Genomic DNA, 23,279 nt, shown 5'->3' on the forward strand with positions numbered 1-23,279 from the left:
GTGCGAACCTCAACGGGCCGTGCCCGCCACCCTGTTGAGGGAAAGGCGGGCACGGCCCGTCGTTGTGGTGCGGGACGCGTCAGGCGGTGCTGCCGCCGCCGCGCTCGTCGGACTCGCTCTCGTCCTGCTTGGCCTGCACCTCGGGGTCGAGGGAGGCGCCCTGGCTGCCGTCGACGGCGTTGAGGCGGCCACGATCGCCGACCTCGGTGGGGGCCGGCGGCTCGACCAGCCAGTCCGGGTTGGCCTGCTTGTCCCACCACTTCCAGGCGGCGATCGCGCCGCCCGCCAGGATGCCCAGGATCGCCAGCCGCTTGGCGACCTTGCCGGCGCAGGCGCGGCGGTGCTGCTTCTTCTGGAACTTGGCGATCTCGGCGGCCGTCACCTGGCCGCGCAGTGCGGCGAGGGCGGCGGCGCCGCGGGCGAGGGCCTCGTCGCGCACCGGCTCGGCGGCGGCGCGGGCCGTGATCACCGCGTGCTCCAGCCGCGGTGCGGTGTACTCGGCGGCCTGCCGGGCGGCTTTACGGGTCCGGTTGGCGGCCCGGCAGGCCGCGGCGTCCACCCTGGGCGGCAGGGCGTCACGGGCGTGCTCGAGGCGCGGCTGCAGATGCGCGTCGTACTGCGAGCGGGCCTGGTGCGCGGCTTCGGCAACCTTGGGCCCCATGCGGGTACGGGCCTCATGTGCGTAGTGCACGGCGGTGTCCTTGGCCGTACCGGCATACGGAGCCACCACCTCCGCGGCGTGCCGCACGCTGTCCTTGGCCGTACCGGTCGCGGCGCGCACGCTGTCCTTGCGGGTCACGGGATCCTCCTCCTCGGTGGCGTGTCCGGGGCGTTGGGGGGGTGGTCCCCCATGTCTGCTGTGTCGCCTGTCCACCCGATGCAAGATCATGCCCGCTCACACGTCGTACGGCATGTAAGAGCGGGCATCCGGGTCATTGGGGACCTTCCGGAGCCTTGTGACGACAATGCCACGGTTTGCCGCCTTGCGCGCCCGGTTCCCCGGGGCCCGGCGACGGCGGGGCGACGGGTGAAAATACGCGCGAAGCTCGTTGGGGGGCGGTGGTCGGGCGACGGGTGGGGGGTCCGTGCGAGGATCGGTAACCGCCAGTGAAGACTTATGGAAGGTAGATCGTGGCTGAACAGCTCTACGCCACCCTGAAGACCAACCAGGGCGACATCGAGATTCGGCTTCTGCCGAACCATGCTCCCAAGACGGTCAAGAACTTCGTCGAGCTCGCCACCGGCGAGCGCGAGTGGACGCATCCGGCGACCGGCAAGAAGTCCAAGGACAGGCTGTACGACGGCACGGTCTTCCACCGTGTGATCAGCGGGTTCATGCTCCAGGGCGGGGACCCGCTGGGCGACGGCACCGGCGGCCCCGGCTACCAGTTCGGGGACGAGTTCCACCCCGACCTGGCCTTCAACAAGCCCTACCTGCTCGCCATGGCGAACGCCGGCCCGGGCACCAACGGCTCGCAGTTCTTCATCACCGTCGCGCCGACCGCGTGGCTGACCGGCAAGCACACCATCTTCGGCGAGGTCACCACGGACGCCGGCAAGAAGGTCGTGGACGCCATCGGCAACACCCAGACCAACCCGCGGACCGACCGTCCGCTGCAGGACGTCGTCATCGAGTCGGTCGTCATCGAGACCCGCTGAGCGATTCCTGCGGCCCGGAGCCGGACGGTAGCGTCCCGCTTCGGGGAACCATTGCGCCCCGCCCGGTCGTACACCGGGCGGGGCGGTGTTTTTGACCGACCGGACGAAGAGGACGAGGGGACCGATGGACCAGGTGCCAGGCAGCCCGCAGGAGCCGAAGGACGCCCATGGCGGCGACGGTCTGCCGGGGTGCTACCGCCATCCGGACCGTACGACCGGCATCCACTGCACCCGGTGCGACAAGCCGATCTGCCCGGACTGCATGGTCAGTGCCTCGGTCGGCTTCCAATGCCCGGACTGTGTACGCGGCGGAGGCGGCACCGGACACTCGGCGAGCGCCACGGCCCCGCGCACCATCGCGGGCGGCACCATCGCCGCCAATCCGCGGCTGATCACCCTGATCCTGATGGGTATCAACCTGGCGGTCTTCATCGCGGTGCGGGCGGACGGCACCGGGCTGCTGAACGATCTGATCATGCTCGGCCGCACGCCTCCCGGGTACGTGCCGCACGGCGTCGCCGAGGGTGAGTGGTACCGCCTGGTGACGGCGATGTTCCTGCACCAGGAGATCCCGCACATCGCGTTCAACATGCTTTCGCTGTGGTGGCTGGGCCCGCCCCTGGAGGCGGCGCTCGGCCGGCTCCGGTTCACCGTCCTGTACATGCTCTCCGGCCTCGGCGGCAGCGCTCTGACGTATCTGCTCGCCGCGCCGTCCGACTTCTCCCTCGGCGCCTCCGGCGCGATCTTCGGGCTGCTCGGGGCCACCGCCGTCCTGATGCGCCGGCTGAACTACGACATGAAGCCGGTGCTGATCCTGCTCGGCCTCAACCTGGTCTTCACCTTCGCCTGGCCGAACATCTCCTGGCAGGCGCATATCGGTGGCCTGGTGGTGGGCGCGGCGGTCGCGTACGGAATGGTGCATGCGCCGCGCGAGCGCCGGAATGTGGTGCATACCGCGACGTGCGTGGTGGCGCTGCTGGCGATCGTCGCGGTGGTGTGGGTACGGACGCTCCAACTGGTGGGCTGACCGGGCCGCACCGCTTTCGGGGGCCTGCCCGCACCAAGTTGTCCACAGTGCGTGGCGGATCTTGTGCAAGCTGTGGGGAACACTCGTTCTGAGCCGCGCTGACCTGCGTTTCCCCAGCCAGGACAGGGGAGACGGGGCCAGGTGGCGGCCCCCGCCGGTCACACCGGCGTCAACCTTCCGAAGGGTTATCCACAGATCTTCTGAAGTTTTCCCCGGCTGTGGATAACCGTGTGGATGGCCTTGGGCAGGGCTTGCTTCGGCGGGACCTGCGCTACTTCCACTGAGTGGAGACGCCGAAGCCCACCGCGATGAAGCCGAAGCCGCACACGATATTCCAGTTCCCCATGGCCCTGATCGGCAGATCGCCCTCGGAGACGTAGAACAGCACGATCCAGGCGAGTCCGATCAGGAACATCGCCAGCATCAGCGGCGCGACCCAGCCACGGCCTGAATTCATCTTCAGACTGGTGGTCTTCGCCGGCGGCGGCGTGAAGTCGTCCTTCTTGCGGATCCGTGACTTCGGCACGAGGAACTCTCCTGTCGATGCGCTGCTCCCCCACTCGTGGCGGCGCTCGAGCGGGCGGTGCCCCCACCTGCGCGGGGGCGGTACGGAAGGGTTGCCGGGAGGGGAAGCGGTGGGGCGCGATTCCTTCCCCGGGCGTCCGTTAGCGTAGTGCTTCCGCGGCGTCGTAAGGAGTAAGGGTACGTTGAGCACTTCCGCTGACTCCCCAGATCGCCCCGCCCGCCCGCGCCTGCGGCCGGTACGGCTCCTGACCCTCACCGTCTTCGCCCTCGCCGGACTGCTGTTCTGGCTGAGCTTCGACACCGCGCGTGGTACCAACCTGCGTTCGGACGACTCCATGCTGCGACTGTCCGACCTCATCCAGGAGCGCAGCCACAAAAACGGTGCCCAGGACGACCGTAACGCCACCCTGCGCGAACGCGTCGACGCCCTCGCCCAGCGCGACAACGGCAGCTCCAAGGCCGAGGACGCCAAGCTCAAGGCGCTGGAGAAGAACGCCGGCACCAAGCCCCTGAAGGGCCAGGGCGTCACCGTCACTCTCACCGACGCCCCGCCCAACGCCACCGCCAAGATCCCCGGCATCCCCGAACCGCAGCCCAACGACCTGGTCATCCACCAGCAGGACCTGCAGGCCGTGGTGAATGCCCTGTGGCAGGGCGGCGCCAAGGGCATCCAGGTCAAGAACCAGCGGCTGATCTCCACCAGCGCGGTGCGCTGCGTCGGCAACACCCTGATCCTCCAGGGCCGGGTCTACTCCCCGCCGTACACGATCACCGCCGTCGGCGACCGCGCCGCGCTCAACAGCGCGCTGACCGCCTCGCCCACCATCCAGAACTATCTGCAGTACGTGAACGCCTACGGCCTGGGCTGGAAAGTCGACCAGCGCGAGACGGTGACTCTTCCCGGTTACTCCGGCACAGTGGATCTCCACTACGCACAGCCTGTGAAGCCGTAGCCCGCGCGCCGCGGGGCGGCGGGAGGGGCGGGGCCGAATGACGGTGCGGAGCCGGACGACGATGCGGTGGATCGTACGGACGCTCAGCGAAATCTGTGTCACCGCCGGCACACTCATCGTGCTCTTCGTCGTCTATGTGCTGTTCTGGACCGGCGTACGGGCGGACAGCGCGATGGACGGCGAGATCGGCAAGCTCCAGGAGCAATGGTCGACGGGACCGGTCACCTCCCACGACAACGCCCCCGCACCCACCCCGGCCAAGCCACCCCGCCGTTACACAGCGGGCGCGTCCTTCGCCGTGATGTACATCCCCCGCCTCGGCTCGGACTGGGCCAAACCCGTGCTGGAAGGCACCGCGACCGACATCCTCAAACGCGGCCTGGGCCACTACGACCGCACCGCGCGGCTCGGCCAGGTCGGAAACTTCGCCGTCGCCGGACACCGCCGCACCTACGGCGACCCCTTCAAGGACTTCCCCCGGCTGCGCCCCGGCGACGCCGTGGTGCTGACCGACGGCACGACCTGGTTCACCTACCGCATCGACAACCGCCCCTATACGACGCTGCCAGGCGACATCGGAGTGATCGACCCCGTACCGGCAAAATCTGGCTTCAACGGCCCGGGACGCTATCTCACGCTGACCACTTGCGAGCCGGAATGGGGCCACAGCCACCGGCTGATCGCCTGGGCACACCTGGATTCCACCCAACCCGTCGAACAGGGAAGGCCATCGGCTTTGCCCGGCTGACCCACCTGTGCCCGCCCTCGCCCCTTACTCTGGTGGGGCAATCGACAACGTCATCGGCATCGGCAAGGGGACAGCGAGCGCATGTACGGCTGGATCTGGCGGCATCTGCCGGGCAACGCATGGGTGAAGGCGCTGATTTCACTGGTGCTGGGGCTGGCGGTCGTCTTCGTGCTCTTCCAGTACGTCTTTCCGTGGGCGGAGCCGCTGCTCCCCTTCAATGACGTCACGGTCAATGAAGGGATGGCGGCACTCCGATGACCGCACGGATTCTCGTCGTCGACAACTACGACAGCTTTGTCTTCAACCTCGTCCAGTACCTCTACCAGCTCGGTGCCGAGTGCGAGGTGCTGCGCAATGACGAGGTCGCTCCCCGGCACGCCCAGGACGGGTTCGACGGCGTCCTGCTCTCACCCGGACCCGGCACCCCCGAGCAGGCCGGCGTCTGCATCGACATGGTCCGCCACTGCGCGGAAACCGGCGTCCCGGTGTTCGGCGTCTGTCTGGGCATGCAATCGATGGCGGTCGCCTACGGCGGCGTGGTGGACCGGGCCCCCGAGCTCCTGCACGGCAAGACCTCGCTCGTCACCCACGAGGGCGCCGGGGTCTTCTCCGGCCTGCCCTCCCCCTTCACGGCCACGCGCTACCACTCCCTGTCCGTCGAGCCCGGCTCCGTCCCCGACGACTTGATCGTCACGGCCTGGACGGAGGCCGTGGATGCCCCCGGCGGGCGGATCCCCATGGGCCTGCGGCACCGCGAACTCCCGGTGGAGGGCGTGCAGTTCCACCCCGAGTCGGTGCTGACGGAATGGGGCCACAAGATGCTCGCCAACTGGCTCGTGGAGTGCGGCGACGAGGGGGCGGTGCAGCGCTCTACGGGGCTTGCCCCGGTGGTCGGCAAGGCCGGCGCGTGACGGCCCTGCGCCCGGAGCGTGAAGGGAGATCCTATGAGCCGCACGAGTCGGCGCAGTCGTATGTATCCGAGCAGCCCCACGGGGCGCAGGACCCCTACGACCCACCGGAGACGTACGGTCGGCCCGACGCGTTCGAGGCAGCAGTCGGGCAGCTCAACGATCCGCTGAACGACCCGCTGCCGGGCCAGGCGGCACCGGCGCCCGATCCCGGACCGTACGAGCAACCCGGCCGGCCGGCCCATCGCGGCGCGAGCGACGACTCGCCCTGGCTCCGGCCGCACCGTGGAGCGGATCAGCCCGGCCCACCGGATCCGCCCGCACGAGGACGGCACTCCCACGACCCCACGCCCCGCCGGCCGCGCACCTTTGGGCCCGGCTCGCCCGCACCCGGCCTGGCCGCACCCGGTCCGGCCCAGGGCTACGACGAGGGGAACGGCCCCAGCTACGGCTCCGCCGCCGGGCCGCACCCGGACAACGCGACCATGGCACTGCGTCAGGCCGAGGAGTCGGGGGTGAGCCGCGGCAGGGGGCAGGGTGGTGACGGGGACGACGTTTCACGTGAAACCAAGGCCCGTGAAACCGAAGCCCGCGACGCTGTTTCACGTGAAACAGTCGCGACGCCGGCGCCGGGCGGCCGGGCGGCCCGACGCAAGGCCGCCCAGGAAGCCACCAAGCGGGGCGGCAGGCGCGGCCGGCACGGGGCCGGGGCCACCGTGGCCGCTGCAGCCGCTGCAGCCGCCGCAGCCCCCAAGGCCGCCTCCGCCGCCGAACCGCCGCCCGCCCCCACCTCCCGGCTGGAGGCCCGCCGCGCCGCCCGTGCTGCCAAGGAAAGCCTCAGCCTGATCGTCAGCCGCGCGGTCGGCGAGGTGTTCATCAGCCTCGGCGTGCTGATGCTGCTGTTCGTCACCTATCAGCTGTGGTGGACGAATGTGATGGCCGACGAAGAAGCGGGCGGCGCCGCCACCACCCTCCAGCACGAGTGGGAAAAGGGCGGCGGAGAAAAGAAGAATCTCGCGGTCGGCGAGCGCTTCGGAATCATGTACATCCCGAAGCTGGATGTGAAGGCGCCGATAGCTGAGGGCATCGACAAGCACAATGTGCTGGACCACGGCATGGTCGGTCACTACGACAAGAGCAGCGGGATCAAGACGGCGATGCCCTGGGACAAGAAGGGCAACTTCTCCGTGGCAGGCCACCGCAACACGCACGGTGAGCCGTTCCGCTACATCAACAAGCTCACCAAGGGCGACAAGATCGTCGTAGAGACCCAGAGCGCGTACTACACGTACGAGATGGAGAGCATCCTCCCGCAGACCTCGCCGAGCAACACCAGCGTGATCGGACCCGTACCGCCCGGCTCGGGATTCACCGGTCCCGGGCGCTACATCACGCTGACGACCTGCACCCCAGAATTCACCAGTACCTATCGAATGATCGTCTGGGGCAAGATGGTCGACGAGCGACCGCGGAGCAAGGGCAAACCGAAAGCGCTCGCCGGCTGACCGAATGTAAGAGGGGTATGACGCGGTGACCGCGACTGAACACGACGAAGACACCGACCCCTCCGAGCCGTCACCGAAGCCGCGCCGCGGATGGCGGATCGCCGCCTCCGTCGTCAGCGTCATCGGCGAGCTGCTGATCACGGCCGGACTGATTCTGGGTCTCTTCGTCGTCTACTCGCTGTGGTGGACCAACGTCCTCGCCGACCGCGAGGCACACAAGCAGGGTGACGCGGTACGCCAGCACTGGGCCAAGGCCGGCCCCAGCGGTCCCAAGGGACCCGGCCAGCTGGACACCAAGGACGGCATCGGCTTCCTGCACGTCCCGGCGATGGACAACGGCGATGTGCTGGTCAAGAAGGGCACCGACGCCGACATCCTCAACGAGGGCGTGGCCGGCTACTACACCAAGCCGGTCAAGTCGGAGCTGCCGCAGGACAAGAAGGGCAACTTCACCCTCGCCGCGCACCGCGACGGCCACGGCGCGAAGTTCCACAACATCGACAAGCTCAAGGACGGCGACCCGATCGTCTTCGAGACCCGGGACACCTGGTACATCTACAAGGTCTACGCCGTGCTCAGCCAGACCTCGAAGTACAACGTGGGCGTTCTCGACAACGTCCCCAAGGAGTCCGGCAAGAACAAGGCCGGCCGCTACATCACCCTCACGACCTGCACCCCGGTCTACACCTCCAACTACCGCTACATCGTCTGGGGCGAGCTGGAGCGCACGGAAAAGGTCGACGCGGACCGCACGCCGCCGAAGGAACTCAGCTGACCCGCGCACAGCGCGCATCGGCCCTTCCCGCACGACGAAGCCCCGGCCGCCCTCCAAGGGCTGCCGGGGCTTCCTCGTACGAGGTGCGGGGCTGCTAGTTCCCGAAGGGACCGCCGCCGCCGCCGATCCAACCGCCGCCGTTGTCCCCGCCGTTACCGTTGCCGCCGCCACCCGCGGTGGTCAGCTTCACGGTCGTGCTCGCGGGATCGGAGGGCGTGTTCTGCGGCGGATCCTGGCCCACCACCATGGCGTTGTCCTCCTGCGAACTGCCGTCGGCGAACTGGATGTTGGTGAAGCCGGCATCCTGCAGCGTCTTCTTCGCATCCTTCACGTTCATACCGACGACGGTGGGAATCGCCGTCTGGGCCTTGCCGACCGTCAGCGTGATGGTCGAGTTCGGCTTGACGTCGGAGTCACCTGTCGGGTTCATGGAGGTGACCTTGCCGACCTGCGCCGGGTCGGTCACGTCCTGCTCCTGCTTCTCCACGGTCAGACCGAGATCCGTCAGCTGCTTGTTCGCCGAGTCAAAGTCCTTGCCGACCACGTTCGGGACGTGGACCTTCGGGGCCGCCTTGGCGATGGACAGCGTGATCAGGGTGGTCTTGGGCTTCTTGGAGCCCGGCTTCGGGTCCTGATCGGTGACAGTGCCCTCGTCCCGTTCGGAGACGACCTGCTTGGTATCGACGTTGGTGAATCCGCGGGCCGCAAGTTCCGACTTGGCCTGGGCCTCGGGGAGGCTCCTGACGCTGGGAACCGTAAACCGCTCCGGCCCCGTACACATCGTGACGGTGACCGTCTCGCCCTTCCCGATCTTCGTGCCGGGTGCCGGGGACTGGTCGGTGACCTGGTTCTTCTTGGCGTTGGTGCAGGCCTTGCGGCCACCCACGGCGACCTTGAAGTTGCCGTTGCGCCCGTAGTCCTTGGCTTGGTCGAGGCTCTTGCCGGTGAGGTCGACCAGCTCCGTCTTGCCGTTGTTGTTGCCGCCGCTGAACATCGCCCGGCCGATGAAGATCGCACCGACCAGGACGAGCACCGCCGCGAGCACCAGCAGAATCGTCGACGTGTGGCTCTTCTTCTGGCCGCCGCCCCGTCGCCGGTCGGCACGATCGTCGTAGCCGTAGCCCCCGTCGTCGGGGTTCATCGGCGGGAGCATGGACGTCTTCGGGCCGCCGCCGTCCTGCGGACGCAGCATCGTGGTCGGCTGGTCCTGGTCGAAGCCGCCCACGCCCATCGCGGAGGTCGCGGCGACCGGCTGGCCGTCGAGTGCCGCCTCGATGTCGGCGCGCATCTCGTCCGCCGACTGATAGCGGTAGTCCGGGTCCTTGACCAGCGCCTTCAGGACGATCGCGTCCATCTCGGGCGTGATCTCGGGATCAAAGTTGCTCGGCTTCTGCGGCTCTTCCCGCACATGCTGATACGCCACCGCGACCGGTGAATCACCGACGAACGGCGGCCGCACGGTGAGCAGCTCGTACAGCAGACAGCCCGTGGAGTACAGGTCGGAGCGGGCATCGACCTGCTCGCCCTTGGCCTGCTCGGGCGAGAGGTACTGCGCGGTGCCGATGACCGCCGCGGTCTGCGTCATCGTCATTCCGGAGTCGCCCATGGCACGGGCGATGCCGAAGTCCATGACCTTGACCTGGCCGGTGCGCGTCAGCATGACGTTGGCCGGCTTGATGTCGCGGTGGACGATGCCGGCCCGGTGGGAGTACTCCAGCGCCTGGAGGACGCCGATGGTCATCTCCAGCGAGCGCTCGGGCAGCAGCTTCCGGCCGGAGTGCAGCAGCTCACGCAGCGTCGAGCCGTCGACGTACTCCATGACGATGTACGGGATCGAGACCCCGTCGACGTAGTCCTCGCCGGTGTCGTACACCGCGACGATCGACGGATGGTTCAGCGAGGCGGCCGACTGGGCCTCACGGCGGAACCGGGCCTGGAAGGACGGATCGCGGGCGAGGTCCACCCGCAGCGTCTTCACAGCGACGGTGCGGCCCAGGCGGGTGTCATGGGCGAGGTAGACCTCCGCCATGCCACCGCGGCCGAGCACCGACCCCAGCTCGTACCGGCCGCCGAGGCGACGCGGCTCTTCCATAAGCTTCTCCAGCCCTCTCCGTCAGTCCCGACCGCACCCGTGTGTGGTCCGGCGGTGTGCTGTCCGGGCATACCGTACCCGGCGTGCCGCACCGGACCGGGCCGCTGCCGCAACCTGATACGTGACCGGTATTGGCATGACCCGCGTCACTTGTTGCTCTCGAGTACCGCCTCCATGACGCTCTTGGCGATGGGAGCTGCGAGCTTGCCACCCGCGATGTCATCGCGGAGTGTGTCGGAACCCTCAATGACAACGGCGACCGCGACGGGGGTGCCCTTACCGGTCTTCGCGTACGAAATGAACCATGCGTACGGATTGTCCTTGTTGTTCTCGCCGTGCTGCGCGGTACCGGTCTTGCCGCCCACGGTGACGCCGGGGATCTGAGCGTTGGTTCCCGTGCCCTCCTTGACGACGGTCTCCATGATGCTCTGGACCTTCGACGCGTTCTCCGGCGAGAGCGGACGGCTCATCACCTGCGGCGTGTGCTGCTGGACCACACTGAGGTTCTGGGCTTCCAGCTGCTCGACCATGTACGGCTTCATCAGCTTGCCGCCGTTGGCGACCGCCGAGGCGACCATGGCCATCTGCAGCGGCGTGGCCCGGTTGGACGCCTGGCCGATGCCCGCCATCGCGTTCTGCGGCCGGTTGTCCGTGGGGAAGATGCTCTCCGCGGCCCGGACCGGAGTGTCGATCTGCGAGTCGTTGAAGCCGAACTTCTGCGCCTCGGCCTTCATCTTCTTGTTGCCGAGGTCGGCGCTGATCTTGCCGAAGACCGTGTTGCAGGAATACCGCAGCGCCACACGCAAGCTGGCGTCCTCACACGGGATGGGTCCCTCGTTCTTCAGCTCGAAGCCGGAGGTGTCGGGGAGGATGTACGGCAACGGCGACTTCGTCTTGGCGTCGACGTCGTCGTAGAGACCGTTCTCCAGCGCCGCAGAGGCCGTGACGACCTTGAAGGTGGAGCCGGGCGGATAGGTCTGGCGCAGCGCCCGGTTGAGCATCGGCTCGTCCGGGTCGTTCTTCTTCTGCAGCGCGCTGTACGCCTCGGCGTCCTTGTTCGAGTTGCCCGCGAACGTCGACGGGTCGTACGACGGGGTGCTGGCCAGCGCCAGGATCGCACCGGTCTCCGGGTTGATCGCGGCGACCGCGCCCTTGTTGTTGCCGAGCCCGTCGAAGGCGGCCTTCTGGGCCTTGGCGTCCAGCGTGGTCACCACGTTGCCGCCCTTCTTCTTGCCGCCGCTGAACATGTCGACCGTGCGGCTGAAGAAGAGCTTGTCGTCGGTGCCGGAGAGGATGCCGTCGTTCAGCTTCTCCAGCTGGTTGGCGTCGAAGGCCTGCGAGGCATAGCCGGTGACCGGCGCCCACATCTTGCCGTTCTTGTACGTCCGCTTGTACTTGAAGTCGCCGCTGTCGGTCGTCGTCGAGCCGGTGACCGCCTTGCCGTCGACGATGATGTCGCCGCGCGGAATGCTGTAGCGCTCGATGGCGACCCGGCGGTTGTGCGGGTCGTTCTTGAGCTGGTCGCCCTGGACGAACTGCACCCAGTTGACCCGGATCAGCAGAGCGAGGACGAGCAGGCCGCAGAAGATCGCGACCCGGCGCAGGGGCTTGTTCACGGGCGGACCACCTGGGTCATCTCGGCGTCGGTGGACGGGGCAGGGGCAGGGGCGGGCCGGCGCGCGGTGTCGCTGATCCGGAGCAGGATCGCGACCAGCGCCCAGTTCGCGATCACGGACGAACCACCCTGGGCGAGGAACGGCATCGTCATACCCGTCAGCGGGATCAGGCCCGTCACACCGCCGGCGACGACGAAGACCTGCAGCGCGAAGGCGCCGGACAGGCCGATCGCCAGCAGCTTGCCGAACGGGTCACGGGCGGCCAGCGCCGTACGGATACCGCGCTCGATCAGCAGGCCGTACAGCATCAGAATCGCCATCAGGCCGGCCAGGCCGGTCTCCTCGCCGACGGTGGCGAGAATGTAGTCACTCTTGGGCGCGATGCCGCCGATGAGACGGGAGTAGCCCTGGCCGAGGCCGGAGCCCATGATCCCGCCGGAGCCGAAGGAGTACATCGCCTGCGCGGTCTCGGTGACACCGCCGTTGGACAGCTCCAGAGGGTTGAGCCAGTTGTGGACACGGACCTGGACGTGCGACTCGAAGGTCGCGACCGCGACCGCGCCGCCCCCGCTAAGCAGCAGGCCGAACACGATCCAGCTGGTGCGCTCGGTGGCCACGTACAGCATCACGACGAAGAGACCGAAGAACAGCAGCGAGGTACCCAGGTCGGTCTCGAAGACCAGGATCATCAGGCTCAGCGCCCAGATGACGAGGATCGGGCCCAGGTCACGGCCGCGCGGCAGATAGAGCCCCATGAAGCGGCGGCTGGCCAGCGCCAGCGCGTCCCGCTTGACCATGAGATAGCCCGCGAAGAAGATCGCGATGATGATCTTGGCGAACTCGCCGGGCTGCAGACCGCCGATGCCCGGGATGGTGATCCAGATTCGGGCACCGAACCGCGCCGGGAAGAACACCGGGGCGATCAGCAGCACCAGCGCGACGACCATGGAGATATAGGTGTAGCGCTGCAGGACACGGTGGTCCTTGAGGAAGATCAGCACGGCCAGGAAGAGTCCGACACCGAGCGTGGACCACATCAGCTGGCCCGGCGCCATCGCGCCGCCGAGCTGCTTGGTCGTGATCGCCGGCTCCTGGTCGAGGCGCCAGATGAAGATCAGCCCCAGGCCGTTGAGCAGGGTGGCGATGGGCAGCATCAGCGGGTCGGCGTACGGCGCCCACTTCCGGACGACGAGATGCGCGACACCCGCCAGCAGCCCCAGCCCCAGCGCGTAACCGAGGACGCCGGCGGGGACCGAACCGTCCTTGGCCAGACCGACGTTGATGTAGGCGAACACCGGGATCAGCACCGCGAAGACGAGCATCGCCAGCTCGGTGTTGCGGCGGCTCGGGGCGCCGATCGTGCCGATGGTGGTGGTGTTGGTGGTACTGCTCATGAGATGTACGGCCCCCTACGCCCTCACTGCTGGGTGCTGCAATTCTTTTCCAGCTTCTGCTGCTCCTCGGAGGGGGCCTGGCTGGTGGTGGGTGTGGGAGTGGCGGACGCGGCGAACGCACCGGGAAGAGCACTGTCCGGCTTCGTCGACTTGTCCGTCGAACCGGGCTTGGCCGTGCTGCCGGGCTTGGCGGTGCTGCCGGGCTTGCCGGCCGAACCGGTCTTGCCGCCCGACGTACCGCCGGCCTGGCCCCGGCCCTTGTTACGGGCCGCTTCCTCGGCGGCGGCCTCCCGCTGCTCCTTGGCGAGGCAGGCGTTGGCCTGCTTGCCGAGCTCGGTGACCTTCTCGCCGGCCTGGGTGCGGCTGTCGACCGGGATCGTCGCCTTGACCTGGTTGCGCTGGTAGACCGGTAGGTACTTGAGTTCGATCTCGGGGTGGTCCTCGTCCACGTTGTTGAGCGAGATCCACGCCAGGTCCTGGCTGATGCCGCGGTAGAGCGCGACGTGGTTGTCCTTGGCCCCGACGAAGTACTGGGTCTGCGTCCAGCGGTAGCCGCCGTAGAGCCCGCCGCCGACCACGGCCAGCGCGAGGGCGATGAACAGCGACCGCTTGATCCACTTTCCGCGCCGCTGCGGCTTGAGGAAGTCCTCGTCCGTGAACGCGCCGAAGGAACCCTGGGGCGGGCCCCCGACCCCCGGGCCGCCGCTGCCGGGCGGGCCGAAGGCACCTCCGGGCGGCGCCGGAGGGCCGTCCCGGCGTCCGAGCTCGGCGGCGCGGGCCGCCGGCGTCTGCAGGGTGCTCGGGTCGCTGAGCTGGCTCTGGTTCTCGGCAACGGCACCGACGATCACCGGGGTGTCGTTGAACTGCCCGGCCATCGTGTCCGTGCCGTCCACGTCCAGGACGTCGGCGACGATGCAGGTGATGTTGTCGGGCCCGCCGCCGCGCAGCGCGAGCTGAATCAGCTCCTGCACCGTCTCGTGCGGCCCGTGGTAGCCGGCGAGGGTCTCTTCCAGCGTCTGGTGGCTGACGACCCCGGAAAGACCGTCCGAGCAGATCAGATACCGGTCGCCGGCCCGGACCTCCCGGATCGACAGGTCGGGCTCGACATGATCACCACTGCCCAGCGCCCGCATCAGCAGCGACCGCTGCGGATGCGTGGTGGCCTCCTCCTCGGTGATCCGGCCCTCGTCGACCAGCCGCTGCACCCAGGTGTGGTCCTGCGTGATCTGCGTCAGCACACCGTCCCGCAGCAGATAGGCGCGCGAGTCACCGACGTGCACGAGGCCGAGCCGCTGCCCGGTCCACAGCAGCGCGGTGAGCGTCGTGCCCATGCCCTCCAGCTGCTGGTCCTCCTCGACCATCACCCGCAGCTGGTCATTGGCACGCTGCACGGCCGTGCCCAGCGACGTGAGGATGTCCGAGCCCGGGACGTCATCGTCGAGCTGGACCAGCGTCGAGATCACCTCGGACGAGGCGACCTCACCGGCGGCCTGGCCGCCCATGCCGTCGGCGATGGCAAGCAGGCGCGGACCGGCATAGCCGGAGTCCTCGTTGCCCTCGCGGATCATGCCCTTGTGCGATCCGGCGGCGAAGCGCAGTGACAGACTCATGCGCACCTCACCCGTCGGTTCGGGGTACAGCCGGTCTCCTCGAGCCACACTGCCCACCCTCCGGTCGGGAGCACGCCCGGGTCCGTCGGGCGGACCGCCGCGGCTCGCTCGCTCCGCTCGCTCATTGTCGTACTACTTCCGCAGCTCGATGACGGTCTTGCCGATGCGGATCGGGGCTCCCAGCGGAATCGGTGTCGGGGTCGTCAGTCGGGTCCGGTCCAGGTACGTGCCGTTGGTGGAACCGAGGTCCTCGACGATCCACTGGCCGTCACGGTCCGGGTAGATCCTGGCATGCCTGCTGGACGCGTAGTCGTCGTCCAGCACGATCGTGGAGTCGTGCGCACGGCCCAGAGAAATCGTCTGGCCCTGGAGGGCGACGGTGGTGCCGGTCAGCGAACCCTCGGAGACCACCAGCTTGGTGGGCGCTCCGCGGCGCTGGCGGTTGTTGCCGCGCCCGCCGTCCTGGCGGCGCTGCTGCTGCGGCGGTGCCGCAGCCTGCCGCTGCGCACGCGCTTCCTGCCCGCCGCGCCGGGCGGCACCGCGCTGTGTGACGCGCGTGCCGAACAAATCACTGCGGATGACCTGAACGGCCACGATGACGAACAGCCACAGTACGGCGAGGAAACCCAACCGCATGACCGTGAGGGTCAGCTCTGACATTGCCCCCGCTTCACCCTTCGGCTTGCCGGTAAACGATGGTGGTACTGCCCACGACAATCCGCGAGCCGTCGCGGAGATTAGCGCGAGTGGTGTGCTGCCCGTCTACCACGATGCCGTTCGTGGAACCCAGATCCTGGATCGTGGGGGGCGTTCCGACCCGGATCTCACAGTGACGCCGGGAGACACCCGGGTCGTCGATCCGTACGTCAGCGTCGGTGCTGCGGCCCAGCACAAGTGTCGGGCGCGAGATCTGGTGGCGGGTGCCGTTGATCTCGATCCAGCGCCGGGTCTGCGCATGAGGCTGCGGCCCTGCACCGGGCGGTGCCGTACGAGGTACGGGCTGCGCGCCGCCGGGAGGCGGGGACGAGGGCATGGGGGGCGCACCCACGTGACCGCCGCCGGGCTGGCCGCCACGGGGCGTCGCGGGGGCACGGTGGGCGGCCGCCTGGCCGCCCGGCTCCTGGGACGTGCTGGAGGCGAGCGTACGACTGCGGACGCGGTACAGGCCGGTGTCGAGATCGTCGGCCTTCTCCAGATGGACCTTGACCGGGCCCATGAAGGTGTACCGCTGCTGCTTGGCGTAGTCGCGGACCATGCCCGAGAGCTCGTCGCCGAGCTGGCCGCTGTACGGGCTCAGCCGCTCGAAGTCGGGCGTGCTCAGCTCGACGATGAAGTCATTGGGGACGACCGTGCGGTCGCGGTTCCAGATGGTGGCGTTGTTGTCGCACTCGCGCTGCAGCGCGCCGGCGATCTCAACGGGCTGCACCTCGGACTTGAACACCTTGGCGAAGGTGCCGTTGACGAGACCTTCGAGACGCTGCTCGAAACGCTTCAGTACTCCCACGGGGCACCTCCTTCCTCAGTCTTCGTCGGGGTCGTCCTGATCGGGTCGTCCTGATACTGCTTACTGATCGTATCCACGCACCGGGAAATCGGCTGGTTCCCCTTTCCCGCTTGGAGGACGAGTGTCGCCCCTCACAGGGTTGCCCGGACCTTGCCTGTCTCCTTGCCCACTGTTCAAGCACTGCGATCGTAGATGTGCCCCCAACACAGTGTCCCGCAACCGCCGCGCTGTCCGACCGGGCGGGGGTATGAGCCCTTCCGGCCACGCGCCGCGGCCGGCCCGGGGGTGCGCCCGACCAGGGGGCGCGGCCCCCGGTGGCGGACACCGCGAGTGTGAACCCTCAGGGCCGCCCTCGGCGAATGCCCCGGTGAGCGCGGCGGGCCGCCCGCCGGGCCGGGGACCGGGGGAAAGGCGTGTGAAGGCACCCTCAACACCGTGCTAATCTTCTGGATGTCGGCAGGCGCTCGCACAAGACCCGGACAGAACAGCCCGGATCGCGTGAGAGAATCAATCGGCAGCACCCATGCGCGGGTGGCGGAATAGGCAGACGCGCTGGATTCAGGTTCCAGTGCCCGAAAGGGCGTGGGGGTTCAACTCCCCCCTCGCGCACAGATGAGACCCCCGGTCTCCGGAGAAATCCGGACCGGGGGTTTCTTGTTGCGTTTGTCACCTTGTTGCGCTGCGCACAGGGACACAGGGATGGCGACTCGGTCCGGGCGCATCACCTTCAGGCATTCGCTATATCTCGCACATCCCTCTCATCCCTCGTACTCCTCGGATCTCTCGCATGTCCCGGGTCCTTCGCGCTCACTGCATTCGTGACATTCATGACATCCGTTCCATTCATCGCGTTCGCTGCGTTCACCGGGTTCACTGCGTCCATTGCATTCGTCGTTTGACGGGAGCCGTGCCATTCACGGCATCCATGGCATCCATGGCATCACCGGTGTCCATGACATTCACGGGGTCCGTGGCCTGCTTGGCCTGCGTCACGGCCGTACGGAAGGCGCGGATGCGGGCGGTTTCGCGGGCGGGGTGATGGACGAGGCCCAGGACGGAGTCCGGGAGGCCGGTCACGGGGAGGAAGGTGATGTCGCGGCGGCCGTGGTAATCGGCGGTGGGGCGGCACAGCAGCATCCCGCCGCGGCCGGCCGCGGCGAGGGTGAGGCCTTCTTGCAGCGTGCTGACGCTGGGGCCGGCGGGTATGGGGCGTCCTGCGGGCGTGCAGGCGGGGGCGTGGGCCTCGCGCCAATAGGCGGGAGCGGGAGCGTCCGGGGAGATCAGCGGGACGTCGGCGAGGTCCTCGGCGGTGAGGGTGGCCCGGGATGCCAGGGGATGCCGTACGGACAGGGCCAGGGTCTGCTGCTGGGCGGAGAAGACCGGGCCGAGGGTGAGATCGGGCTCGGCGACGGGGAGCAGGGTGACCGCGACGTCGACGGCGCCGTTGCGGAGCGCGCCGAAGGGGTCGCAGAGGGGGATTTCGACGATCTCGGTGTCGCAGCCCGGGTGGCGGGCGTGGAAGGCGTCGATGGCCCTCATGATCCGGTCGTCGGCGGTGCCCTGGAAGCCGATGGTCAGCCGGCCCTCGATGCCGCGGGCGGCCGCATGGGCGGACTCGACGGTGGCGCGCAGCGCCTCGTAGGCGGGGCGCAAGGACGTACGGAACTCCTCGCCGAGCGGGGTGAGGCACACCCGGCGGCTGGTGCGCTCCACCAGGCGGGCGCCTATCCGGGACTCCAGGGCGCGCAGCAGCTGGCTGACGCGGCTCTGTGAGACGTACAGGCGCTCGCCGGCGCGGCCGAAGTGCAGCTCCTCGGAGAGGACCAGGAAGCACTCCAGCTCGCGCAGGTCGAGGCTGGAAACGGCAGCCGTGCTCACGCCACTCCTGGGGCTCATGCGGCTCAAGGGGTCCCTTCGGTGGCGGACCGGACCGCGGTCCGGTCGATGAGTGCAGCTGGTCGGAGATCGATGAGTCCTGCTTATTGAAGGCTGAGGACTTCGCCGTTGTTCCCCGATGCGCACGGGAGTTGGCTGGGGGCATGGCGAAAACTGAGGAATCGGGCCGGCTGGATGAACTCGCCGCACGGCCAGGCGGGTTGGAGCCCGCCCGGGGCGGCGGGTGGCCTGCTGTGGGGGCGTTGGCGGCCGGGACGTTCACGGTGGTGACGTCGGAGATGCTGCCGGTGGGGCTGCTGACGCCGATCGGCCGGGATCTGGGGATCTCTGACGGGACGGCGGGCCTGACGGTGACCGTCACCGGCCTGGTCGCGGCGGTGGCGGCGCCGTTGCTGACCTGGCTGGTGGGGCGGCTGGACCGGCGGGTGGTGCTGACCGCCTTGATGGCGACGCTGGCGGCGGCGAATCTGCTCGCGTCGTATGCGCCGAATGTCGCGGTGCTGCTGCTGGCACGGGTGCTGGTGGGCCTGGGGATGGGCGGGGTCTGGACGATAGCGGCGGGGCTTGCGGTGCGGCTGGTGCCGGGGCGACGGGTGGCGGCGGCCACGTCCCTCGTCTTCAGCGGGGTCGCGGCGGCATCTGTACTCGGGGTGCCGGCGGGCACGTTCGTGGGCGAACTGGGCGGCTGGCGCGCGTCGTTCACGGCGATGGCCGCAGTCTGCGCAGCGGTGGCCGTGGCGATGGCCGTACTGCTGCCGCCGCTGCCGGCCACCGGGGCGGTGCGGCTGGGCGGGGTGCTCAGGCTGTTCCGCCGGGCCTCCGTACGGACCGGGCTGCTGCTGGTGGCGTTGCTGGTGACGGGTCATTTCGGCGCGTACACCTATGTGCGGCCGGTGCTGGAGGAGGTGGCCGGGGCAGGTGCCGGGCAGATCAGCACGCTGCTGCTGGCCTTCGGTGTCGCCGGGCTCATCGGGAACTTCGCCGCCGGTGCCGGGGCGGCGCGTTCGCCGCGGGCCACGTTGCTGGTGATCTGTGCGGTGCTGGCGGGGGCTGTGTTGCTGCTGCCGGTACTGGGGCGCGGCGCGGGGGTGCCCGGGGCGGCGCTCGTACTGGCCGTATGGGGGCTGGCCTACGGGGGCGTTTCGGTCAGCACGCAGACCTGGCTGATGGCGGCGGCGCCGGGCGCGCGGGAGGCGGCCTCCGCGCTGTTCGTCGCGGTGTTCAACGGGGCGATCGCACTGGGGGCACTGGCCGGCGGGCGGACCGCGGACGATTGGGGTGCCGTCGGTGTGATGTGGCTGGGCGGTGCGCTCGCGGTGGGGGCGCTGGTGACGGTGGGGATCGGGAGGGGGCCGGAGCCGGGGCGGGAGTAGAGGCCACCGGGGAGCGCTGGCGGGGGTGAGGGGCATTGCCCTTCACCCCCACCAGCCGCTCGGGGCGTGAGCCCGTTGGGCCGGGTGCCGCCAGCTGCTGCCGGTTGCCGCTGGTTGCTGGTTACGGCGTCAGGCGGCGAAGCGCTCGACGAGGGCCTTGGCCTTGGCCGCCGCGTCCTCGTGGGCCTTGTCGCGGGAGGCCTCGAACTTCGGGATCAGGTCGGCCATCGCCGCGTTCACGGGCGCCATGGTCAGCTCCGGGACGATGAAGTCGACGTCGAGGCCGAGGCCGGCGCCCAGTACGGCCTCGAGGTAGTTCTGCACGTACTCGAAGTCCTCGCGGGGGGTGCCCGGTGCGTACGAGCCGCCGCGGCTGGCGACGACGGTGACCGGGGTGCCCTTGGCGCTCGGCTCGGCGCCCGACGTACGGCCCATGATGATCACCTGGTCCAGCCACGCCTTCAGCGTGGAGGGGATCGTGAAGTTGTACATCGGGGCGCCTATCAGGACGGCGTCGGCCCGCTCCAGCTCCTCGGCGAGCTCGACGCGCACCGCGAAGGCGGCCTGCTGCTCGGGGGAGTGGGTGGCGGGGTCGGAGAAGCCCGCGGAGGCGGCGACGCCGTCGAGGTGCGGCAGCGGGGCGGCGCTCAGGTCGCGGTAGATGACGGTGCCGTCGGGGTGCTGCTCCTCCCAGGTCTTGCGGAAGGCCGCGGTCACCGAGCGGGAGGCGGAGCCGCCCTCGGGAAAGACGGAGGAATCGATGTGCAGAAGGGTGGCCATGATGATCGGTCCTTCGGGTCGCGGCCGGACGATGTTCGGCACACTTGTTGAATTCCGTACGTCCCTATTAATAGCACAGGAGCTTACTTTTCTGCAGTAGCCAACATGAAAGCGGTACCCTGGGCGCATGGCGAACCACAGCGAGGCGACGTGCAGGCAGGTCGACGTCGGCATGACGCGCGTCTTCGAGCTGTTCGGGAAACGCTGGACGGGCCTGATCGTCGCCACCTTGATGCCGGGGCCGGTGCACTTCGCCGACCTGCGGCGGGCGATCCCGGGCATCAGTGAGCGCATGCTGTCCGACCGCCTCATGGAGCTGGCGGCCACCGGCCTGGTCGTACGCGAGGTGGACGCGGGGCCGCCGCTGCGCGTCGCATACCGGCTGACGGAGGCCGGGCTGGCGATGGAGCCCGCGCTCAAGGAACTGTCGCGGTGGGCCGAGACGTATCTCACCGATGGCGGGCAGTGCCCGGAGCGGTTTCGGCAGTAGGGGTTGCAGTAGGGGTTGGGGCTTCGAGGGGCTTTGGCGGGGCTCGGGAGGGGGCTTCGGGGGCTTCAGCAGGCTTCCGGGGAGGGCTTCCGGAGAGGGCTTCGGGAGTGCGGGAGGCGGCCTGTTCGTCTGCTGAGCTGTCGGCTCCTGGCCTCCTTGCTGGTTCTCTTCCGCGTCAGCCGATCCGTGTCAGCCGATCCGTGTCAGCCGAGGCGTTCCTGTGCGGCGTTGTAGCGCCGTAGGTACGTCGCGAAGCGGTCGAGGTCGTCCTCGTCCCAGTCGGCCAGCCGCTCATGGAATGCCTGACGGCGGCTCGCGGTGACGTTGGCGAGCACCTCGGCGCCCTTTTGTGTGGGATGCAGCACCTGGACGCGGTGGTCGTCGGGGTCGACGCGGCGCTCGACGAAGCCGAGCTTCTCCAGCGCGGCGATCTGCCGGCTGACCGTGGACTTATCCAGGAGGTAGTGCGCCGCGAGGTCGGTGGCGCGACATCCGTGCTGGTCATCGAGGTGCGCGAGCAGAGTGTAGGAGACCAGTGACAGCTCGGGGTGCATCCGCGCGGCGGTCGCGCGGGCCCGCCTGGCGAACGCGGTCATCTCCTGCTGGATGGTCTCGACGGAGGTGTCGCGGTGGGGCACGGGGTTGCCTTTCGTTGAAGTAGTTGTATAGTACAACGTGAGCTGATGGTTGTAATTGCCAACTCTTCGGGTTGGGTTAGCCGGTCGGCTCTCGGTGGCATATCGCGCCACCGTCGCGTCGCGCTCAGGTACATGAGATGGACGAGGTGCATGAGGCACATGAGACGTACGCCATATACGCCATATACGCCATGTACGCCACGTATATGGCGTGCGTGGCGTACGTGGCGTGGCGCGCGTGATGAGGAGTGATGCCGCTGTCCCCGCCGTCAGGGCTGCCGAGGCGGTCGCCCGCGACAGCGGATGCGACCGATTCGACTGTTGTTCTACTAGCTGAGAAGGCCCGCCCCATGAGTTCGGTCTCCCGTCCCGACCACCACCGAAGCGATCCTCGTAGTGCCGACCGAGTTGATCTCCGTACGGAGCGGCCGGGCACGCATCGCTCCGCCCACTCCGCCGGTTTGCGTCATGTCCTGACGCACCTGATCACCCCGCTGCTGATGTGCGTCGGCATGGGACTGGCCTACCTCGGCGCCTTCGCGAATCCCGCGCCGCACCACCTGCCCGTGGCGATCGTCGGGTCGGGACGGAGCGCGCAGCTGCTCGCCCAGTCGATCAATGACAAGGCGGACGGTGACCTGGAGGTACGGACGGTCGGCGACCGGTCCGCTGCGGTCGACCAGCTCAAGCACCAGGACATCTTCGGTGCGTACGTGATGAAGCCGAACTGGGGCGCCGGCGGGGTGGGCGGTGAAGGCCGGCCGTCGGGTCCTGAGCTGATCGTGGCGACCGCGGGCTCGGACACCAGCGCGTCCGTGGTGCAGAAGATCTTCACCCCGATCGCGGCGCAGCAGGGCGCCCCGCTCAAGGTCACGGACGTGGTGCCGACCGCCAAGGACGACCCGACGGGCCAAGGCATCTTCTTCCTCCTGGTCGCGATCAGCATCGGCTCGTACGCCTCGGTCGCGGTGATCGGCGGAGCCGGAGCCGTGCTGCCGTTGCGGCGGCGTGCGGGGCTGGCGATCGGCACATCCTTCGTGGTCGGTCTCATCGGAACGGCGTTCGCCGGTCCGGTCTTCCACCTCGTCGACCACGGCCTGTGGGGCGTGTGGGGCATGGGCTGGCTGTACTCCGCGGGCATCCTGCTGATCGGTACCGGACTGCACACCTTCCTCAAGCGCTGGACCACGCTCGGTGTGATGGCGCTGTTCGTCATGCTCAACTTCACGTCCTCCGGCGGAATCTTCCGCCCCGAGATGCAGAACGGCTTCTTCGCTGCGCTGCACTCGTTCTGGAACGGTGCGGGCTTCGTCGAGGGCACCCGCAGTCAGGTCTACTTCGACGGCTACGGCCTGGGCGGGCACGTCTGGACGCTGGCTGTATGGCTGGTCGTCGGCCTGCTGATGGTCGGCGTGGCGGGCCTGGCCGAGAGGCAGCGCCGCAGGGCCGAGGCGACTGCGGCCGCCAATGCCGCGGCGGTGGCGGCGGCCGCGGTGGCGGCGACGGTGCCTGAGCGGGCGGTTGAGGAGGAGATGGAGGAGGCTGTGGGGGTGTAGGTGGGAGCGTGGGTGGCGGTGTTGGCGGTGTTGGCGGGGCCCGGGGTGTTGGGGTGGCTAGTCCAGTCGGGACGCTCGGCGGAACTGGCGCGGCGTCAGTGAGTCGGTGTTCGCCAACGCCTCTCCTCAACGGTTTGTCTCAACGCCCTGCGACGTGCCTACGACGTTGTTCCCGGTTCCTGACAACTGTCCGGCGGCGGCTAGCACTTGGTGGTGGAACGGCCCTCGGC

Annotated in this window: 22 protein-coding genes and 1 tRNA gene; 12 read left to right on the forward strand and 11 right to left on the reverse strand. The window is 68.8% G+C overall.

The window, feature by feature from the left end:
* Positions 1 to 79: 79 nt before the first annotated feature.
* The gene (locus ACZ4S3_RS13725) at positions 80 to 799 is read right to left on the reverse strand and encodes a DUF5324 family protein (protein ID WP_467931904.1); all 720 of its coding nucleotides are present in this window, start codon (positions 797 to 799) and stop codon (positions 80 to 82) included.
* Positions 800 to 1,131: 332 nt separating this feature from the next.
* Here ACZ4S3_RS13725 and ACZ4S3_RS13730 point away from each other — a divergent pair, with 332 nt between their 5' ends.
* A complete protein-coding gene (locus tag ACZ4S3_RS13730; protein WP_467931905.1) occupies positions 1,132 to 1,659 on the forward strand; it encodes a peptidylprolyl isomerase in 528 nt (175 codons plus the stop codon).
* Between the two features lie 124 nt (positions 1,660 to 1,783).
* Complete coding sequence (locus tag ACZ4S3_RS13735; protein ID WP_467931906.1) at positions 1,784 to 2,686, forward strand: rhomboid family intramembrane serine protease; 903 nt, start codon at positions 1,784 to 1,786, stop codon at positions 2,684 to 2,686.
* A 271-nt stretch (positions 2,687 to 2,957) separates the two neighbouring features.
* Here the strand turns inward: ACZ4S3_RS13735 and crgA are convergent, their stop codons facing one another.
* Positions 2,958 to 3,212 carry a cell division protein CrgA gene (gene crgA, locus ACZ4S3_RS13740; protein WP_467931907.1) on the reverse strand — a complete coding sequence of 85 codons (255 nt, stop codon included), beginning with the start codon at positions 3,210 to 3,212 and terminating at the stop codon, positions 2,958 to 2,960.
* A gap of 181 nt (positions 3,213 to 3,393) precedes the next feature.
* Here crgA and ACZ4S3_RS13745 point away from each other — a divergent pair, with 181 nt between their 5' ends.
* From ACZ4S3_RS13745 to ACZ4S3_RS13770, 6 genes are all read left to right on the forward strand, one after another.
* Positions 3,394 to 4,164: a DUF881 domain-containing protein gene (locus ACZ4S3_RS13745; protein ID WP_467931908.1), complete on the forward strand. Its 771-nt coding sequence runs from the start codon at positions 3,394 to 3,396 to the stop codon at positions 4,162 to 4,164.
* A gap of 37 nt (positions 4,165 to 4,201) precedes the next feature.
* Positions 4,202 to 4,912, forward strand: coding sequence for a class E sortase (locus ACZ4S3_RS13750; protein ID WP_467931909.1), 711 nt, complete (start codon positions 4,202 to 4,204; stop codon positions 4,910 to 4,912).
* Between the two features lie 81 nt (positions 4,913 to 4,993).
* Positions 4,994 to 5,170, forward strand: a complete 177-nt coding sequence (locus ACZ4S3_RS13755) for a hypothetical protein (RefSeq protein WP_467931910.1) — start codon at positions 4,994 to 4,996, stop codon at positions 5,168 to 5,170.
* Entirely contained in the window at positions 5,167 to 5,823 is a 657-nt protein-coding gene (locus ACZ4S3_RS13760; RefSeq protein ID WP_467931911.1) for an aminodeoxychorismate/anthranilate synthase component II, read from the forward strand. Before ACZ4S3_RS13755 ends, ACZ4S3_RS13760 begins: the two co-directional genes overlap by 4 nt.
* Positions 5,820 to 7,325, forward strand: a complete 1,506-nt coding sequence (locus ACZ4S3_RS13765) for a class E sortase (protein WP_467931912.1) — start codon at positions 5,820 to 5,822, stop codon at positions 7,323 to 7,325. The genes ACZ4S3_RS13760 and ACZ4S3_RS13765 overlap by 4 nt, the downstream gene beginning before the upstream one ends.
* A 25-nt stretch (positions 7,326 to 7,350) precedes the next feature.
* The gene (locus tag ACZ4S3_RS13770) at positions 7,351 to 8,100 is read left to right on the forward strand and encodes a class E sortase (RefSeq protein WP_467931913.1); all 750 of its coding nucleotides are present in this window, start codon (positions 7,351 to 7,353) and stop codon (positions 8,098 to 8,100) included.
* 94 nt (positions 8,101 to 8,194) lie between these two features.
* Here ACZ4S3_RS13770 and pknB read toward each other — a convergent pair whose 3' ends face one another.
* From pknB to ACZ4S3_RS13800, 6 genes are all read right to left on the reverse strand, one after another.
* On the reverse strand, positions 8,195 to 10,192 hold the full coding sequence (gene pknB, locus ACZ4S3_RS13775; RefSeq protein ID WP_467931914.1) for a Stk1 family PASTA domain-containing Ser/Thr kinase: 1,998 nt from the start codon (positions 10,190 to 10,192) through the stop codon (positions 8,195 to 8,197).
* A 146-nt stretch (positions 10,193 to 10,338) separates the two neighbouring features.
* A complete protein-coding gene (locus ACZ4S3_RS13780; protein ID WP_467931915.1) occupies positions 10,339 to 11,808 on the reverse strand; it encodes a peptidoglycan D,D-transpeptidase FtsI family protein in 1,470 nt (489 codons plus the stop codon).
* Positions 11,805 to 13,202, reverse strand: coding sequence for an FtsW/RodA/SpoVE family cell cycle protein (locus tag ACZ4S3_RS13785; RefSeq protein WP_467931916.1), 1,398 nt, complete (start codon positions 13,200 to 13,202; stop codon positions 11,805 to 11,807). The genes ACZ4S3_RS13780 and ACZ4S3_RS13785 overlap by 4 nt, the downstream gene beginning before the upstream one ends.
* A 23-nt stretch (positions 13,203 to 13,225) precedes the next feature.
* Positions 13,226 to 14,812, reverse strand: coding sequence for a PP2C family protein-serine/threonine phosphatase (locus ACZ4S3_RS13790; RefSeq protein WP_467931917.1), 1,587 nt, complete (start codon positions 14,810 to 14,812; stop codon positions 13,226 to 13,228).
* A gap of 132 nt (positions 14,813 to 14,944) precedes the next feature.
* Positions 14,945 to 15,472: an FHA domain-containing protein FhaB/FipA gene (locus ACZ4S3_RS13795; protein ID WP_467931918.1), complete on the reverse strand. Its 528-nt coding sequence runs from the start codon at positions 15,470 to 15,472 to the stop codon at positions 14,945 to 14,947.
* 10 nt (positions 15,473 to 15,482) lie between these two features.
* Positions 15,483 to 16,316, reverse strand: a complete 834-nt coding sequence (locus tag ACZ4S3_RS13800; protein ID WP_467931919.1) for an FhaA domain-containing protein — start codon at positions 16,314 to 16,316, stop codon at positions 15,483 to 15,485.
* Positions 16,317 to 16,841: 525 nt separating this feature from the next.
* Here ACZ4S3_RS13800 and ACZ4S3_RS13805 point away from each other — a divergent pair.
* Positions 16,842 to 16,925 (forward strand) — tRNA-Leu (locus ACZ4S3_RS13805).
* 261 nt (positions 16,926 to 17,186) lie between these two features.
* Here the strand turns inward: ACZ4S3_RS13805 and ACZ4S3_RS13810 are convergent.
* A complete protein-coding gene (locus tag ACZ4S3_RS13810; protein WP_467931920.1) occupies positions 17,187 to 18,212 on the reverse strand; it encodes a LysR family transcriptional regulator in 1,026 nt (341 codons plus the stop codon).
* A gap of 143 nt (positions 18,213 to 18,355) precedes the next feature.
* Here ACZ4S3_RS13810 and ACZ4S3_RS13815 point away from each other — a divergent pair, with 143 nt between their 5' ends.
* Entirely contained in the window at positions 18,356 to 19,585 is a 1,230-nt protein-coding gene (locus ACZ4S3_RS13815) for an MFS transporter (RefSeq protein ID WP_467931921.1), read from the forward strand.
* 129 nt (positions 19,586 to 19,714) lie between these two features.
* Here the strand turns inward: ACZ4S3_RS13815 and ACZ4S3_RS13820 are convergent, their stop codons facing one another.
* Entirely contained in the window at positions 19,715 to 20,365 is a 651-nt protein-coding gene (locus tag ACZ4S3_RS13820) for an FMN-dependent NADH-azoreductase (RefSeq protein ID WP_467931922.1), read from the reverse strand.
* 127 nt (positions 20,366 to 20,492) lie between these two features.
* Here ACZ4S3_RS13820 and ACZ4S3_RS13825 point away from each other — a divergent pair, with 127 nt between their 5' ends.
* The gene (locus ACZ4S3_RS13825) at positions 20,493 to 20,855 is read left to right on the forward strand and encodes a winged helix-turn-helix transcriptional regulator (RefSeq protein WP_467931923.1); all 363 of its coding nucleotides are present in this window, start codon (positions 20,493 to 20,495) and stop codon (positions 20,853 to 20,855) included.
* Between the two features lie 203 nt (positions 20,856 to 21,058).
* Here the strand turns inward: ACZ4S3_RS13825 and ACZ4S3_RS13830 are convergent, their stop codons facing one another.
* Positions 21,059 to 21,493, reverse strand: coding sequence for a MarR family winged helix-turn-helix transcriptional regulator (locus ACZ4S3_RS13830; RefSeq protein WP_467931924.1), 435 nt, complete (start codon positions 21,491 to 21,493; stop codon positions 21,059 to 21,061).
* A gap of 350 nt (positions 21,494 to 21,843) precedes the next feature.
* Between ACZ4S3_RS13830 and ACZ4S3_RS13835 the strand changes: the two genes are divergently transcribed.
* A complete protein-coding gene (locus ACZ4S3_RS13835) occupies positions 21,844 to 23,049 on the forward strand; it encodes an ABC transporter permease (protein ID WP_467931925.1) in 1,206 nt (401 codons plus the stop codon).
* Positions 23,050 to 23,279: the final 230 nt, after the last annotated feature.

This window comes from Streptomyces sp. NPDC028368 (genome assembly GCF_055565615.1).

Excerpts from the sequence above, each read along its gene's own strand:
- ACZ4S3_RS13820 (WP_467931922.1), bottom strand. The coding sequence starts at position 20,365 with ATGGCCACCCTTCTGCACATCGATTCCTCCGTCTTTCCCGAGGGCGGC.
- ACZ4S3_RS13750 (WP_467931909.1), top strand. The coding sequence starts at position 4,202 with ATGACGGTGCGGAGCCGGACGACGATGCGGTGGATCGTACGGACGCTC.
- ACZ4S3_RS13835 (WP_467931925.1), top strand. The coding sequence starts at position 21,844 with ATGAGTTCGGTCTCCCGTCCCGACCACCACCGAAGCGATCCTCGTAGT.
- pknB (WP_467931914.1), bottom strand. The coding sequence starts at position 10,192 with ATGGAAGAGCCGCGTCGCCTCGGCGGCCGGTACGAGCTGGGGTCGGTG.
- ACZ4S3_RS13785 (WP_467931916.1), bottom strand. The coding sequence starts at position 13,202 with ATGAGCAGTACCACCAACACCACCACCATCGGCACGATCGGCGCCCCG.
- ACZ4S3_RS13815 (WP_467931921.1), top strand. The coding sequence starts at position 18,356 with ATGGCGAAAACTGAGGAATCGGGCCGGCTGGATGAACTCGCCGCACGG.
- ACZ4S3_RS13790 (WP_467931917.1), bottom strand. The coding sequence starts at position 14,812 with ATGAGTCTGTCACTGCGCTTCGCCGCCGGATCGCACAAGGGCATGATC.
- ACZ4S3_RS13825 (WP_467931923.1), top strand. The coding sequence starts at position 20,493 with ATGGCGAACCACAGCGAGGCGACGTGCAGGCAGGTCGACGTCGGCATG.
- ACZ4S3_RS13760 (WP_467931911.1), top strand. The coding sequence starts at position 5,167 with ATGACCGCACGGATTCTCGTCGTCGACAACTACGACAGCTTTGTCTTC.
- ACZ4S3_RS13735 (WP_467931906.1), top strand. The coding sequence starts at position 1,784 with ATGGACCAGGTGCCAGGCAGCCCGCAGGAGCCGAAGGACGCCCATGGC.
- ACZ4S3_RS13810 (WP_467931920.1), bottom strand. The coding sequence starts at position 18,212 with ATGAGCCCCAGGAGTGGCGTGAGCACGGCTGCCGTTTCCAGCCTCGAC.
- ACZ4S3_RS13755 (WP_467931910.1), top strand. The coding sequence starts at position 4,994 with ATGTACGGCTGGATCTGGCGGCATCTGCCGGGCAACGCATGGGTGAAG.
- ACZ4S3_RS13795 (WP_467931918.1), bottom strand. The coding sequence starts at position 15,472 with ATGTCAGAGCTGACCCTCACGGTCATGCGGTTGGGTTTCCTCGCCGTA.